Origin of the sequence: Streptomyces sp. YS415 (assembly GCF_023544665.1) — a bacterium.
Classification (GTDB): domain Bacteria; phylum Actinomycetota; class Actinomycetes; order Streptomycetales; family Streptomycetaceae; genus Streptomyces.
Genome location: NZ_JAMJFL010000009.1, coordinates 182,460 through 197,865, shown reverse-complemented (window position 1 = coordinate 197,865; position 15,406 = coordinate 182,460). Strand labels below are relative to the sequence as shown.

At 70.4% G+C, this 15,406-nt stretch carries 10 protein-coding genes and 1 riboswitch; of the genes, 4 read left to right on the top strand and 6 right to left on the bottom strand.

The genetic code is table 11. The annotated features are described in order from the left end of the window. Positions 1 to 131: 131 nt before the first annotated feature. Genes cydD through M8H82_RS14205 form a run of 3 tightly spaced genes read right to left on the bottom strand, consistent with a single transcriptional unit; the run spans position 132 to position 6,187 of the window. Positions 132 to 3,641, bottom strand: coding sequence for a thiol reductant ABC exporter subunit CydD (cydD, locus tag M8H82_RS14215; RefSeq protein ID WP_250073726.1), 3,510 nt, complete (start codon positions 3,639 to 3,641; stop codon positions 132 to 134). Between the two features lie 12 nt (positions 3,642 to 3,653). Next, the gene (gene cydB, locus M8H82_RS14210; RefSeq protein WP_250073724.1) at positions 3,654 to 4,661 is read right to left on the bottom strand and encodes a cytochrome d ubiquinol oxidase subunit II; all 1,008 of its coding nucleotides are present in this window, start codon (positions 4,659 to 4,661) and stop codon (positions 3,654 to 3,656) included. Between the two features lie 20 nt (positions 4,662 to 4,681). Next, complete coding sequence (locus M8H82_RS14205) at positions 4,682 to 6,187, bottom strand: cytochrome ubiquinol oxidase subunit I (RefSeq protein ID WP_250073723.1); 1,506 nt, start codon at positions 6,185 to 6,187, stop codon at positions 4,682 to 4,684. Positions 6,188 to 6,398: 211 nt separating this feature from the next. Here M8H82_RS14205 and M8H82_RS14200 point away from each other — a divergent pair, with 211 nt between their 5' ends. Next, positions 6,399 to 6,782: a cyclophilin-like fold protein gene (locus tag M8H82_RS14200; RefSeq protein WP_250073719.1), complete on the top strand. Its 384-nt coding sequence runs from the start codon at positions 6,399 to 6,401 to the stop codon at positions 6,780 to 6,782. Here the strand turns inward: M8H82_RS14200 and hisC are convergent. Beyond that, positions 6,779 to 7,858 (bottom strand): histidinol-phosphate transaminase, encoded by a 1,080-nt coding sequence (gene hisC / locus M8H82_RS14195; RefSeq protein ID WP_250073717.1) that lies wholly within the window; start codon positions 7,856 to 7,858, stop codon positions 6,779 to 6,781. The genes M8H82_RS14200 and hisC overlap by 4 nt on opposite strands. Positions 7,859 to 8,275: 417 nt before the next feature. On the opposite strand from hisC, the gene M8H82_RS14190 reads away from it, so the two are divergent. The 3 genes from M8H82_RS14190 to M8H82_RS14180 all read left to right on the top strand — a co-directional run bounded on the left by M8H82_RS14190 (position 8,276) and on the right by M8H82_RS14180 (position 11,728). Then, on the top strand, positions 8,276 to 9,388 hold the full coding sequence (locus M8H82_RS14190) for a LacI family DNA-binding transcriptional regulator (protein ID WP_250073715.1): 1,113 nt from the start codon (positions 8,276 to 8,278) through the stop codon (positions 9,386 to 9,388). Between the two features lie 201 nt (positions 9,389 to 9,589). After that, positions 9,590 to 10,666: a metallophosphoesterase gene (locus M8H82_RS14185; RefSeq protein ID WP_250073713.1), complete on the top strand. Its 1,077-nt coding sequence runs from the start codon at positions 9,590 to 9,592 to the stop codon at positions 10,664 to 10,666. A gap of 192 nt (positions 10,667 to 10,858) precedes the next feature. Then, positions 10,859 to 11,728 (top strand): hypothetical protein, encoded by an 870-nt coding sequence (locus tag M8H82_RS14180; protein WP_250073712.1) that lies wholly within the window; start codon positions 10,859 to 10,861, stop codon positions 11,726 to 11,728. A gap of 108 nt (positions 11,729 to 11,836) precedes the next feature. On the opposite strand, the gene M8H82_RS14175 is transcribed toward M8H82_RS14180, so the two are convergent. Continuing rightward, complete coding sequence (locus tag M8H82_RS14175; RefSeq protein WP_250073710.1) at positions 11,837 to 13,249, bottom strand: VWA domain-containing protein; 1,413 nt, start codon at positions 13,247 to 13,249, stop codon at positions 11,837 to 11,839. Between the two features lie 118 nt (positions 13,250 to 13,367). After that, positions 13,368 to 15,173: a phosphomethylpyrimidine synthase ThiC gene (gene thiC, locus M8H82_RS14170; protein ID WP_250073708.1), complete on the bottom strand. Its 1,806-nt coding sequence runs from the start codon at positions 15,171 to 15,173 to the stop codon at positions 13,368 to 13,370. Then, a riboswitch (TPP riboswitch) is annotated at positions 15,166 to 15,355 on the bottom strand. Its footprint overlaps the gene before it by 8 nt. Positions 15,356 to 15,406 lie beyond the last annotated feature (51 nt).

The window sequence follows — 15,406 nt, the reverse complement described above, 5'->3', positions numbered from 1 at the left end:
CCCGGCCGGGGTCGCGCGGTCCTGTTCAACTCGTACGGCTGGGGGAACGGTTGGTCCGGACGGACCAGCGGGGCGGTCTGATGGCACTGCGGCGGTGCCGTCGAGCGGGCCCCGGGAAGCGGCGCCGGCCGCTACCCCACCGACACCAACAGGTCCGCCTCCTCCTCCCGTTCCACCATGGCCCGCAACGGCCCCTCGACCGCCGCGAGCCGCGCGTAGGGGCCGCGCTGGACCACCCGTCCCTGATCGAGCACGACGACCTCGTCCACCGCTTCGAGCCCGGCCAGCCGGTGGGTGATCAGCAGGGTCGTACGGCCCTCGGTGGCTGCCAGCAGATCGGCGGTGAGCGCGTCGGCGGTGGGCAGGTCGAGATGTTCGGCGGGCTCGTCGAGCACCAGCACGGGGAAGTCGGCGAGCAGGGCGCGGGCCAGCGCCAACCGCTGCCGCTGCCCGCCGGAGAGCCGGGCCCCGTGCTCGCCGACCAGCGTGTCGAGCCCGTCGGGCAGTGCGTCGGCCCACTCCAGCAGCCGGGCCCGCCGCAGGGCGTCGCGCAGCGCCTCCTCGTCGGCGTCCTTCCTGGCGAGGAGCAGGTTCTCGCGCACGGAGCTGTCGAAGAGGTGCGCGTCCTGGGCGCACAGCCCCACCAGCCGCCGTACGTCGTCGCCGTCGAGGCGGTGGGCGTCGACGCCGCCGAGCGTGTACCCGCCCGCCCGTGCGTCCAGGAAGCGCAGCAGCACCTGGGCCAGCGTCGTCTTGCCGGAACCGGACGGCCCGACCACGGCGATCCGGCGGCCCTCCTCCAGGGTCAGGTCCAGGCCCGCGAGCGCGTCCCGGTCCTGCCCGGCGTGCCGGGCGGCCAGGTCCGTGAGCACGACCGGGAACGGCGAGGCGGGCGCCTGCCGGGGCCGCTTCGGCTCCCGTACGGGCTCGGGGGCGTCCAGCACCTCGAGGACCCGCTCGGCGCTCCTGCGCACCCGCTGCCGGTACTGCACGGCGAGCGGCAGTCCGAGGACCGCCTCGAAGGCGGCCAGCGGGGTGAGCACCACGACGGCCATCGCGACCCCGCTCAGCCGCCCGTCGGCGACACCCTGGGCGCCCACGAGGGCGGCGGCGGCGACCGTCAGGCCGCAGAGCAGCGCGGTGAGCCCGTCACCGAGCGCGGTGGCGGTGGCGGCGCGCGAGGCGATCCGGGTGAGCGTCCCGTCGGCCCGGCGTGCCTCGGCGGTACGGGCGGGCAGGGCGCCGGCGACGGTCAGCTCGGCGGTTCCGGTGAGCAGATCGGTCACCCGGGTCGCCAGCACACCGCGGGCGGGGGCCAGCCGGTGCTCGGCGCGCCGGGCGACGGCACCGGTGAGCAGCGGGACGCCGGCGCCGGCCGCCAGCAGGCCGACGGCGAGTACCGCGCCGGCCTCCGGGAGCAGCCAGGCCGTGAAGCCGACGGACAGCACGGACACGACGGTCGCCGCACCGGCGGGCAGCAGCCAGCGCAGCCAGTAGTCCTGGAGCGCGTCCACGTCGGCGACCAGCCGTGACAGCAGGTCGCCGCGCCGTGCCGTGCGCAGCCCGGCGGGCGCGAGCCGCTCCAGGCGCCGGTAGACGGCGACCCGGGTGTCGGCGAGCATCCGCAGGACCGCGTCGTGGGACACCAGCCGCTCGGCGTACCGGAAGACGGCGCGTCCGATACCGAAGGCGCGGGTCGCCGTGACGGCCACCATCAGGTGGAGCACGGGCGGCTGCTGCGAGGCCCGGGAGATCAGCCAGCCGGAGGTGGCCATCAGCCCGACGGCACTGCCGAGCGCGAGACTCGCGAGCAGCAGCGCGAGAGCGAGCCGCCCTCGCCGGGCTCCGGACATCGCCCGGACGCGAGCGAGTACGCCGCCGGCGGCTGTCGGGGACTGCGTGCCGTGGGCCTCGGCTGCCGCTTCCTCGGTGACGTGGGTGACCGGGGGCGGGGAGACGGCCGCGGTTCGCTGCGCGGGGGCCCCGGGACCGGCCGCGGACGCGGCTGCCGCCGGCTCCGCCAATCGGATCACCCGGTCCGCGATGCCCAGCAGTGCGGGACGGTGCACGACCAGCAGGACCGTGCGGCCCACGGCCAGCCGGCGCACCGCCGTCACGATCTCCGCCTCCGTCGCGCCGTCCAGCGCGGCCGTCGGCTCGTCGAGCAGCAGCACCGGCCGGTCCGCGAGGAACGCCCGGGCCAGCGCCAGCCGCTGCCGCTGCCCGGCGGACAGCCCGGCGCCGTCCTCGCCGAGCACGGTGTCGGCGCCCTGGGGCAGCGCGGCCACGAACTCCCGCGCCCCCGCCTCCTCCAGCGCCCGCGCCACGGCGGTGTCGTCGGCGTTGGGGCGGGCCAGGCGGACGTTCTCGGCGATGGTCCCCGCGAACAGGTGCGGCCGCTGCGGCACCCACGCGATCATCGACCGCCACCGCTCCAGGTCCAGTCCCGTGAGGTCGGCGCCGCCGATCCGGACCCGACCCTCGGCGGGGCGCACGAATCCGAGCAGCACGTTCAGCAGCGTCGACTTGCCCGCGCCGCTCGGCCCCACGAGGGCCACGGTCTCCCCGGGCTGGACGACGAAGGACACGTCCGACAGGGCGTCCCCGAACCGGCCGGGGTAGCGGACGGTCACGCCCTCGAAGGCCAGCGCGCCCGAGGGCACCGCCCCGCTCCCCGACTCCGGCACCGGCGTCTCCAGCACGGCGAAGATCTCCTCCGCCGCCGCAAGACCCTCCGCCGCCGCGTGGTACTGCGCGCCCACCTGGCGCAGCGGCAGATACGCCTCGGGCGCGAGCACGAGGATGACCAGACCGACGTAGAGGTCCATCTCCCCGTGGACGAGCCGCATGCCGATCGTCACGGCGACCAGCGCCACGGAGATCGTCGCCAGCAGTTCCAGCGCGAAGGAGGACAGGAAGGCGATCCGCAGCGTCCGCATGGTCGCCTGCCGGTACTCGCCGGTGATCCGCCGGATCGACTCGGCCTGCGCCTTGGCCCGGCCGAACACCTTCAGCGTCGGCAGCCCCGCCACGACGTCCAGGAAGTGCCCGGACAGCCGGGACAGCAGCCGCCACTGGCGGTCCATCCGGGACTGGGTGGCCCAGCCGATCAGCATCATGAAGACCGGGATCAGCGGAAGGGTGCCGACGATGATGGCCGCCGAGACCCAGTCCTCGGTGACGATCCGCGCGAGCACCGCCACCGGCACCACCACCGCGAGCCCCAGCTGCGGCAGATAGCGCGAGAAGTAGTCATCGAGCGCGTCGACGCCCCGGGTCGCGAGGGCGACCAGCGATCCGGTCCGCTGTCCGCCGAGCCACCCCGGGCCGAGCGCGGCGGCACGCTCCAGCAGCCGCCCGCGCAGCTCCGACTTCACCGCGGCGCTCGCCCGGTGCGCAGCGAGCTCGGTGAGCCAGGCCACGAGAGCGCGGCCGAGGGCGACGGTCACGAGCAGCAGCAGGGGAGTGGTGAGTCCGCTCACCGGCAGCCCGTGCTGGAAGGCGCCCACCACCACCTCGGCGATGAGCATGGCCTGCGCGATGACCAGCAGCGCCCCGACCACGCCCAGGCCGACCACGGCCACCAGGAACAGCCGGGTGGCCCGGGCGTATCGCAGCAGACGCGGATCGATTGGTTTCACGTGAAACACACCTCAGTGAGTGACGTCGGCGGCGATGTGCTGCGTACCGATCCGCTTGCGGAACACCCAGTAGGTCCAGCTCTGGTAGAGCAGCACGACCGGCGTGGCGATCGCCGCGCACCAGGTCATGATCTTCAGGGTGTACGGGCTGGACGAGGCGTTGGTGACCGTCAGGCTCCACTCCTCGTTCAGCGAGGACGGCATGACGTTCGGGAAGAGCGACAGGAAGAGCATCGCCACGGCGGCCACGATGGTGACCCCGGACAGCGCGAACGCCCACCCCTCACGCCCGGCCTGATTGGCCACCAGCGCCACCACCAGCGCGGCCACCGCCACGGCCGCCGCGACCAGGCTCTTGCTGTCGCCGCTCTCGATCTGCGTCCACAGCAGGAAGAGCGACGCGAGGACGGCCGTGGTGAGACCGACCCGAAGGGCCAGCTTCCGCGCCCGCTCCCGGATGTCCCCGAGCGTCTTCAGCGCCACGAACACCGCGCCGTGGAAGGTGAACAGCGTCAGCGTCACCAGACCGCCGAGGAGGGAGTACGCGTTGAACAGGTCCCCGAGGGTGCCGACGTACTCGAAGTCCCGGTCGATCTTCACGCCCCGCACGATGTTGCCGAAGGCCACGCCCCACAGGAACGCCGGGAGCAGCGAGGTCCAGAAGATCGCGGTCTCCCAGTTGCGCTGCCACTGCTCCTCGGGCCGCTTGACGCGGTACTCGAAGGCGACGCCCCGGACGATCAGGCAGACCAGGATGAGCAGCAGGGGCAGGTAGAAGCCGGAGAACAGGGTGGCGTACCACTCGGGGAAGGCCGCGAAGGTCGCGCCGCCGGCCGTGAGCAGCCACACCTCGTTGCCGTCCCAGACGGGGCCGATGGTGTTGATCAGCACCCGCTTCTCGGGCCGGTCACGGGCCAGCAGCCTGGTGAGGATGCCGACCCCGAAGTCGAACCCTTCCAGGAAGAAGTAGCCGGTCCACAGGACGGCGATCAGGACGAACCAGACGTCGTGCAGTTCCATGACTGTGCAGCTCCCTCGGCCTAGTACGAGAAGGCCATCGGCTTGTCGGCGTCACGGATGTCGCCGCCGATCTTCGTGGGCGGGTTGAGGTCGGCCTCGGTGAGCTCGGGCGGGCCGGCCTTGACGTACTTCGCGAGCAGCCTGACCTCGATCACGGCGAGGACGGCGTAGAGCGTCGTGAAGACGATCATCGAGGTGATGACCTCGGCCTGCGAGACGCCGGGGGAGACCGCGTCCCGGGTCTGCATCACGCCGTAGACGACCCACGGCTGGCGGCCCATCTCGGTGAAGATCCAGCCCCAGGAGTTGGCGATCAGCGGGAAGCCCATGGTCCACAGGGCCAGCAGCCAGTACAGCCTGGTGAGCCTGGCGCCGAGCGGCTTCTTCAGCAGCACCAGATGCGGCACCTCGTCCTCCCCGGTCCGCCAGGCGGCCGGCAGCAGGAACTTCTTCCGGGTCAGCCACAGGCCCAGCAGGCCGAGCGAGAAGGACGCCATGCCGAAGCCGATCATCCAGCGGAAGCCCCAGTAGGCGACGGGCACGATGGGCTTGTAGTCGCCGGGGCCGAACTCCTCCTGGAGGGCCTTGTTGGTGTCGTTGATGCCGGGGACGTACGACTCGAAGTCGCTGTGGGCGAGGAAGGACAGCAGCCCGGGTATCTCCAGGGCCACCTTGTTGTGCCCCTCGTCGACGTCTCCGTAGGCGAACACGGAGAAGGGTGCCGGCTGCTCGCCGTCCCACAGGGCCTCGGCGGCGGCCATCTTCATCGGCTGCTGCTCGTACATGACCTTGCCGAGGGTGTCGCCGCTGATCGCGGTGAACAGGCCGCCGACCGCCAGGGTGACGAGGCCGAGGCGGAGCGAGGTCCGCATCACCGGGATGTGCTTCTTGCGCAGCAGGTGGAAGGCGGCGATGCCCACCATGAAGGCGCCGCCCGTCAGGAACGCCGCCGAGAAGCTGTGGAAGACCTGGTTGAGCGTGGTGTTCTGGGTGAGGACCAGCCAGAAGTCGGTGAGCTCGGCGCGGCCCTTCTCCTCGTTGATCCGGTAGCCGACGGGGTGCTGCATCCACGAGTTGGCCGCGAGGATGAAGTACGCCGACAGCAGCGTGCCGATCGAGACCATCCATATGCAGGCCAGGTGGATCCGCTTCGGCAGCTTGTCCCAGCCGAAGATCCACAGGCCGATGAAGGTGGACTCGAAGAAGAACGCGATCAGCGCCTCGAAGGCGAGCGGGGCGCCGAAGACATCGCCGACGAAGCGCGAGTAGTCCGACCAGTTCATGCCGAACTGGAACTCTTGCACGATGCCGGTGACGACACCCATCGCGATGTTGATCAGGAAGAGCTTCCCCCAGAACTTGGTGGCCCTGAGGTACTTCTCCTTCTCCGTGCGCACCCAGGCGGTCTGCAGCCCGGCCGTCAGGGCCGCCAGCGAGATCGTCAGAGGGACGAACAGGAAGTGGTAGACGGTGGTGATGCCGAACTGCCATCGCGCCAGAGTCTCCGGCGCCAAAGCGAGGTCCACGTCGTCAGTCTCCTTACGTCGCCGAGGTCCAGCGGCGGGTTTGCCCCTTGTGTCCCGCTCATCACCGGATGAACCCGGACACGCTTGTGAACGCGTTCACATTCACAAGCAATTATGACGCACTGATTTTCGCCACGGAAAGGGGGGTCCCCTTAACGCCTTCGCGTCAGGGTCTTGGCAGCGAATTCAACATCTTGTTGAATTGCTCGCCATGCAGATACGGATCTCCTGGCCCGCGGGACACCTCACCGCGACCCTCGACGACACCCCGACCACCCAGGCCCTCGCCAAGGCCCTGCCGCTCGTCTCGACCGCCCACACGTGGGGCGAGGAGGTCTACTTCGACACCGGAGTCTCGGTTTCACGTGAAACCGGTGCCCGGCAGGTCGTCGAGCCGGGCACGGTGGCTTTCTGGACCGACGGGGACGCGCTCGCCCTCCCCTACGGCCCCACGCCGATCTCGCGAGGCGACGAGTGCCGCCTCGCGAGTCCGTGCAATGTCCTCGGCCGCCTCGACGGCGACCCCCGTCTGCTCTCGACGGTGCGCAACGGAGACCCCGTGCGCGTGGAGCAGGCCGAACCGGCCGACGCCTAGAGCTCCTTGCGGAACCCTTCCGCCGTCTTCAGGAAGATGTCGTTCGCTTCCGTCTCCCCGATCGTCACCCGCACACCCTCGCCGGGGAACGGCCGGATCACCACGCCGTGCTGCTCGCACGCCGCCGCGAAGTCGACCGTGCGCTCCCCCAGCCGCAGCCACACGAAGTTGGCCTGGGTCTCGGGCACCGTCCAGCCCTGGGCGCGCAGCGCGTCGACCACGCGGATGCGCTCACAGACCAGCGAGCCGACCCGGCCGAGCAGTTCGTCCTCGGCCCGCAGCGAGGCCACCGCCGCGTCCTGCGCGAGCTGGCTCACCCCGAAGGGCACCGCGGTCTTGCGCAGCGCCGCCGCCACCGGCTCGTGGGCGATGGCGAAGCCGACCCGGAGCCCGGCGAGGCCGTACGCCTTGGAGAAGGTGCGCAGGACGCAGACGTTGGGCCGGTCCCGGTAGATCTCCACGCCGTCCGGCACCTCGGGGTCGCGGATGAACTCCCGGTAGGCCTCGTCCAGCACCACCAGCACGTCACCGGGCACCCGGTCCAGGAACCGCTCCAGCTCGGGCCGCTTCACGACCGTGCCGGTGGGGTTGTTGGGGTTGCAGACGAAGATCAGCCGGGTCCGCTCGGTGATGGCCTCGGCCATCGCGTCCAGGTCGTGCACATCGCCGGGCGTCAGCGGCACCCGTACCGAGGTCGCCCCGCTGACCTGCGTGATGATCGGGTACGCCTCGAAGGACCGCCAGGCGTAGATGACCTCGTCGCCGGGGCCCGAGGTGGCCTGGATCAGCTGCTGGGCGACGCCGACCGAGCCGGTGCCGGTGGACAGGTGGGAGAGCGGGACCCCGAAGCGCTCGGAGAGCTCGTTCATCAGCCCCGTGCACGCCATGTCCGGGTAGCGGTTGAAGGCGCCGGCCGCGGCCGTCACGCTCTCCATCACCCCGGGCAGCGGCGGATAGGGGTTCTCGTTGGAGGACAGCTTGTAGGCCACCGGACCACCGGCCGCCGCGGGCTTGCCCGGCTTGTAGGTGGGGATACCCTCCAGCTCGGCGCGCAGCTTGGGGCTCGTCTCGCTCACCGCAGTCCTCCTCGCGACCACCGGCGGCCCATCGTCACCACCGGCTTCCAATGCTTCTCACCTTATGAGGATTCGGCTCGGCTGCGTACAGGTGAGAACAGACCTCCTCCGTCACACCGGCATCAGGTGCATCACACGCGAAGCCGTACGAATTGGGGGGCGCGTCACACATATATCTATGCGCCGGTGGCTCGCGCCGTGGCGCGCATCCCTCGTGAAGGTGAGTTGAGACCTCTTCGAAACATCGGGAAGTTGGCAGGTGTGCGCACGCCGACAAGTTACGTATTGCCATGGGAGCGCTCAACTCCCTTGCATTGCAAGGGCCTTGACGCCGTATGACCATGCAGAAACGTGCCTGTCAACCGCTGCATATGCGTCCGCACTACCCCACCGCATGAGCCCTACTATCGGCTCGCCATGACAGCAGCAGGGAAGCACCAGGTGAGCCGAGCGGAGACCGCCCGCCGGGGCAACCGGCCGGGCCGGGCAGGCATCAGAGACGTCGCCGCCGCCGCCGGAGTCTCCATCACGACCGTCTCCGACGCCCTCAACGGCAAGGGGCGGCTCCCCGACGCCACCCGACGCCACGTCCGCGAGGTCGCCGACCGGCTGGGCTACCGCCCGTCCGCCGCGGCCAGAACCCTCCGTACCGGTAAGTCGGGGCTCATCGGCCTGACCGTGACGACGTACGGGGATGAACCTTTCACCTTCACCGAGTTCGCCTACTTCGCCGAGATGGCGAGAGCCGCCACCTCGGCCGCGCTCGCCCGCGGCTACGCCCTGGTCATCCTCCCCGCGACCTCCCGCCACGACGTGTGGTCGAACGTCGCCCTGGACGGCACGGTCGTCATCGACCCGTCCGACCAGGACCCGGTCGTCAGTGAGCTGGTCCGGCAGGGCCTGCCGGTCGTCTCCGACGGCCGCCCGGCCGGCTCGCTCCCGGTCACCGCGTGGGTCGACAACGACCACGAGGCCGCCGTTCTCGGCATCCTGGACCATCTGGCCGACGCCGGCGCCCGCCGCATCGGCCTGCTGACCGGGACGACGACGGACACGTACACCCATCTGTCCACCACCGCCTACCTCCGCTGGTGCGAACGCGTCGGCCAGGACCCCGTCTACGAGGCCTACCCCGCCCACGACCCGTGTGCGGGCGCCGTGGCCGCCGACCGGCTGCTGGCCCGCCCCGACCGTCCCGACGCCGTCTACGGCCTGTTCGACCCGAACGGCACCGATCTGCTCGCCGCCGCCCGCCGCTACGGGCTGCGGGTACCGGACGACCTGCTTCTGGTCTGTTGCAGCGAGTCCACGGTGTACGCCAGCACCGAGCCCCCCATCACCACGCTCTCGTTGAAGCCCCGCCGGATCGGCACGGCCGTGGTGCAGCTGCTCATCGACGCGATCGAGGGGGTCGAATCGGACCAACCGGTCGAGCAGGTGATACCGACCGAGCTGATCGTCCGTACCTCTTCCCAGCGACGTCCGCCGCGTACGACCGTCAGCCCGCCCCGGTCGCCCGAGGAGCAGTAGCAACCGGCCGGAGACCAGGCGGTAGAAGCCCTGCCCAATCGGGGCGAAAGCCGCGGTGAACCGGAGCCCTGTTCTGATTCACCACCCCTGGGTCATCACATGGCGCGATCGGCATTCCTATGATGGGCCCACGACACCGCGGGCCGCTGCGACCAGGCAGTCCGATGCGGTGCAGATGCGGCGCGATGGTGGAGGGGTCTGATGACTCAGGGGGCCGGTCAGGGACCCGAGGTGGAGCGGACGGCGACGTTGCGCGACTTCCGGGTGCCTGCGTACATCCACGAGACCGGCCCGTACGTCCACAACACGCATCCGGGCGATGTCACGCCTCCCGCGGCGGAGGCGTACCCGGAGGGGTACACCCCGACCCAGCGCGACCTGCCCGTCATCAACCGCGGTGACACGCTTCAGGTGACCGTCGAACCGGTGGCGGCGGCGGTTCCGCAGCAGTCGGGCGGCCCCGGTCCGCTGTTCGTCGTGGGGGATGTGCACGGTTACCTCGACGAACTGGTGGCCGCGCTGCAGGAGAAGGGCCTGATCGACTCCGCGGGCAACTGGTGCGCGGGCACCGCCCGGCTGTGGTTCCTCGGTGACTTCACCGACCGCGGCCCGGACGGCATCGGTGTCATCGACCTCGTCATGCGGCTGTCCGCCGAGGCCGCGGCGGCCGGCGGCTACTGCAAGGCCCTGATGGGCAACCACGAACTGCTGCTGATCGGCGCCAAGCGGTTCTCCGACACCCCCGTCAACTCCGGCGCGGGCACCGCCACCTTCCAGGCGGCCTGGCTGCTCAACGGCGGCCAGAAGACCGACATGGACCGCCTCCAGGACCACCACCTGCAGTGGATGGCCCGGCTGGACGCCATGGAGGAGGTCGACGGTCATCTGCTCGTCCACTCCGACACCACCGCCTACCTCGACTACGGCCGCTCCATCGAAGAGGTCAACGACACCGTCCGCGAGACGCTGACCCGCAACGACGCGGACGAGTGCTGGGACCTGTTCCGCAAGTTCACCAAGCGCTTCTCCTTCCGCGACGAGGGCGGCTCCGACGCCGTACGCACCCTGCTCGATACGTACGGCGGCACCCGCATCGTTCACGGCCACAGCCCGATCCCCTATCTGCTGGGCGAAGTCGGCTCCGAGGACAGCGAGAACGGCGGCGGTCCGCTGGTCGAGGGGCCGCACCTCTACGCCGACGGTCTGGCCATCGCGATGGACGGCGGAGTGACCATGGCCGGAAAGCTGCTGGTCCAGCAACTTCCCCTGGATATCTGAGCATTCCGGGGGCAGGTGTCCCCCGGACCGGAACCACCGGAGAGCACGCAGGCCAGGGGCCAATTTCTGGAAACCCCCTGTCACCGTGTGCCGTCACCGCTCTACCATCGGCTTATCCGTAGCAGGCTCCCCTCCGTTTCTGCCCGACGGCTCGTCGCCATGCGAGCCCCAAGCCCTACGGAGCATCGGGGGATGCACATGAACAGCGTTCCGCAGCACCTGCACAGTGAGGACCGCCAGGAATACGAGCGGATCCTCGATGAGGCGCTGCGCTCCGCACCAACCCGCCCGGAACTGGCCGCTGTCGGACAGCGGCTCAACTCCGAACAGCTGCGCACCATGGCGCTCAACGCCTCCGCGATCATCACGGCGGCCGCGGCGACCGAGTACCAGCACTACGTGAAGGTGCGCGAGGAACTGCGCCAGCCGGCGCCGTCCACCCCGTCGTCCGTTCGCGAGTCCGGCTCCACCGAGTCGGGTCCGAGCGCGATGGGGCTCGCCACCACCATGGGAGAGGCCGCCGCCGAGACCGCCGGCGCGGGCATCGTCGCCGTCGCGGCCGTCCTCACCCCCGTCCTCGCCGGAATAGCCGCTGCGCTCTTCCTGCTCGTCGGATACATCCTGCGGATGCTCGAACCCGAGCCGGCGTTCGCCCAGACCATGCTCACCACCGGGTGGGTGTTCGGCGCCGTGACGGCGGCCGCGATCCTCGTCGCCGCCGTCGGGCTGCTGCTCACCGCTCTGCGCAACAGGCCGGCACTCGACACCGGCCCGCACGGAGAGCTGGGCAGTGAAGTGGCCCGGGCCAGGGAAGCCTGGCGTGCAGCCCTGCTGGAGCGCGGCATCCTGCCGTTCCTCCGGGACGCGCTGGCCGACCCCGGCACCGCCGCCGTGCACCGCACGGCACCCACGGCACCGATCAGCCGCATGCCGAACCTCGGCTACGACCGTCCGGGCTTCTCCAGCCCCGGCGAGGGCACTGCGACAGGCCCTCGACCGAGCTTCAGCAGCCCGGACTACACCAGCCCGGATTTCGGGGGTCCGGAGCACCAGCCGGAGTGACTCCGGCCCCTCGGCTTGCGCCCCCGTCGCGGGGAGCGCAAGCCGGATGTCCGGGGAGGGTGCGGGCCGGGTCTTCGGGAGTCGGCCACGGCGTCGGCGTCCGGCGGATCAGAGGATGCCCGCGCCGCGTGCGGCCACCGTCCACTGCGGGAACTCGGACAGCAGCCGGTCGTACAGTTCCTGGTCGGGGACCTTGCTGATGTCGTCCACGGCGAAGAAGCCGACGTTGTCCACGCGACGGCCGGGCAGGGTGTCGAAGCGCTGCAGCACCCCGTAGTCGGACTTGCCGAGGCCCACGAACTGCCAGAAGATCGGCTCCTCGACCGCTTCCCGCAGCTCCTTCTCGATCTGGGCGTTGCGGTAGACGCCTCCGTCGGAGAAGAACAGCACCAGGGTGGGGGCCTGCGCCGGGTTCTGCCGGACATAGGCGCGGACCTCCGCGATCACCTTCTGTTCCTCGTTCTGGATGCCGACCGTACGCATGTCGACCTGCCTGTCGTCCAGGCCCTTCTTGCGCTTCTTGGAGCCGAAGAGGCTCATCTCGCCGCACCTGACGTGCAGCCGCGTCCACTCGGGCAGCTCCCCGAGCCGGAAGTCGGGCAGCCGCGCCGGGTTCGAGGCGAACGTCCACGCCTGCATCTCACCGTCGTCGTCCAGCTGCGCGGCCACGGCCGCCATCCGCTCCACGACGTCCGCGACGACTCCCCCGGAGTACAGGAACGACATGGACCCGGAGGCGTCCAGCACCAGGATGACCCGAGCGGTGATGCCGGTCGCCCCGTGCTTTTCGAGGCTGACCGCGACCTGCTGCTTACGCAGGTCCAGCCGCTTGCGCATGTCCACGGGCAGGCGCTCTTCGCCCTTGGTGAGGTTGGGGGAGGCGGGAGGGGCGGCGGGCGTGGCAGGGGGTGCGGCGGGGGCGGGCGTCATGGGCGGCGCCGGTACGGGCGGCGGTGCCGACACGGCGGGCGGTGCCGTCGCTACGGCGGTCTCCTCCTCGTCGACCGTGATACCGAAGTCCGTCGCCAACCCGGCCAGTCCGGACGCGTATCCCTGCCCCACCGCCCGGAACTTCCACTTCCCCTGCCGGAGGTACAACTCCCCGCCGATGAAGGCCGTCTCCGTCCCAGCCTCCATCACGAAGTGCGCGATCTCGGCCCCGCTCCGCTCGTCGACCAGTCTCATCGTCAGCCCCGGCACCTGACCGAACGTGCCGCCGTCGGCCGAGGCGCACAGCACGATCTTCTCGATGACCGGCTCCAGCGAACCGAACTCCACCGCGACGGTGTCGGTGGTGGTGCCCGCCCGCTGCTGCTTGCCCAGGTGGCTCACGGCCTTCGAGGCGTGATGCGGCTGGTTGTAGAAGATGAAGTCGGCGTCGTCGCGCACGCGTCCCGCCGCGGTGAGCAGCAGCGCCGAAGCGTCCACGTCGGGGATGCCCGGCCCGCCGGACCAGGTCAGCTCCACGCGCACGGCCGCTGCGTCTACGGGAAGGTTGGCGCCCTTGCTCAGTGCTGTCATGGGATCAGTGTGCCGACTGATCCGGCAGCCCCGAAAGGGCCTCGGCCGCTCGGCGGAAAGGCCGGCTGTTTCACGTGAAACAGCCGGCCCTCGGCTGACGCCGACTCGTTCCTGATCCTCAGTCCGCGATCGGCAGATACACGCGATTGCCCGCCGCCGCGAACTCCTTGGACTTCTGGGCCATCCCGTCCTCGATCTCCCCCGCCGTGCTGCCGTGCTGCCGGCGGATGTCCTGGGAGATCTTCATCGAGCAGAACTTCGGACCGCACATGGAGCAGAAGTGGGCGGTCTTGGCCGGCTCGGCCGGGAGGGTCTCGTCGTGGAACTCCCGTGCCGTGTCCGGGTCGAGGGCCAGGTTGAACTGGTCCTCCCACCGGAACTCGAAGCGGGCGTCGGACAGCGCGTCGTCCCAGTCCTGGGCACCCGGGTGTCCCTTGGCGAGGTCGGCGGCGTGGGCGGCGATCTTGTAGGTGATGACGCCGGTCTTGACGTCGTCCCGGTTGGGCAGACCCAGGTGCTCCTTGGGCGTGACGTAGCAGAGCATGGCCGTGCCCCACCAGGCGATCATCGCGGCGCCGATGCCGGAGGTGATGTGGTCGTAGGCCGGGGCGACGTCCGTCGTCAGCGGGCCGAGCGTGTAGAACGGCGCCTCCTCGCAAATCTCCTGCTGAAGGTCGATGTTCTCCTTGATCTTGTGCATCGGGACGTGTCCCGGGCCCTCGATCATGGTCTGGACGTTGTGGCTCTTCGCGATCCGGTTGAGTTCCCCGAGCGTCCGCAGCTCGGCGAACTGCGCCTCGTCGTTGGCGTCCGCGATCGAGCCGGGCCGCAGGCCGTCGCCGAGCGAGTAGGTGACGTCGTAGGCGGCGAGGATCTCGCAGAGCTCCTCGAAGTTCTCATAGAGAAAGCTCTCCTTGTGGTGCGCGAGGCACCACGCGGCCATGATCGAGCCACCGCGGGAGACGATGCCGGTCTTGCGGTTGGCGGTCAGCGGCACGTACGGCAGGCGGACGCCCGCGTGGACCGTCATGTAGTCCACGCCCTGCTCGGCCTGCTCGATGACGGTGTCCTTGTAGATCTCCCAGGTCAGTTCCTCGGCCTTGCCGTCGACCTTCTCCAGGGCCTGGTAGAGCGGCACCGTGCCGATGGGGACGGGGGAGTTGCGCAGCACCCACTCGCGGGTGGTGTGGATGTTGCGGCCGGTGGACAGGTCCATGACCGTGTCGGCGCCCCAGCGGGTCGCCCAGGTCATCTTCTCGACCTCCTCCTCGATGGAGGACGTCACCGCGGAGTTGCCGATATTGGCGTTGACCTTCACCAGGAACCGCTTGCCGATGATCATCGGCTCGATCTCCGGGTGGTTGACGTTGGCCGGCAGCACCGCGCGTCCCGCCGCGATCTCCTCCCGGACCACCTCGGGCGCCACGTTCTCCCGGATGGCCACGTACTCCATCTCGGGCGTGATCTCGCCCCGGCGGGCGTACGCGAGCTGCGTGACCGCCTGCCCGTCCCGGCCGCGGCGCGGCTGGCGGGGGCGGCCGGGGAAGACCGCGTCGAGGTTGCGCAGTCCGCCGCGCGGCGAGGTGTGCTTGATCCCGTCGTCCTCGGGGCGGACGGGACGGCCCGCGTACTCCTCGGTGTCGCCGCGGCCGATGATCCAGTTCTCCCTCAGGGGGGAGAGGCCCCGGCGGACGTCGGTGTCGACGTTCGGATCGGTGTACGGGCCGGAGGTGTCGTACAGCGTGACGGACTGGCCGTTGGTGAGGTGCACCTGACGGACCGGCACCTGCAGATCGGGGCGCGAGCCCTCGACGTACGCCTTGTGCCAGCCGATGGACTTCCCGCCCTCATCGCTCGACGAACCGTTCGCGCCGTTCGTCGCGTTCTGCGTGGAGGCAGGCGTGCGTGCGTCCTTGATGGTCATGAGACCTACTCCCTACGCCGGCATTACCCGGTAACAGGTTCGGCGGTCGACGCAGCGGCTTCCGTCTGCCGACGTTCCGTGTGCAACGTCACTTGTGTGAGGTGACGTTCCACGTGAAACATCGCTGGGACGGAGGTCAGCGCCCTCTCAGCCCGGTGCTCCGAGCTCCCGCGTGTACAAAGGTGCCCCCACGCTAGCGTCAATTCGGGCGCGGTGAACAGGGGGCCCCTGTC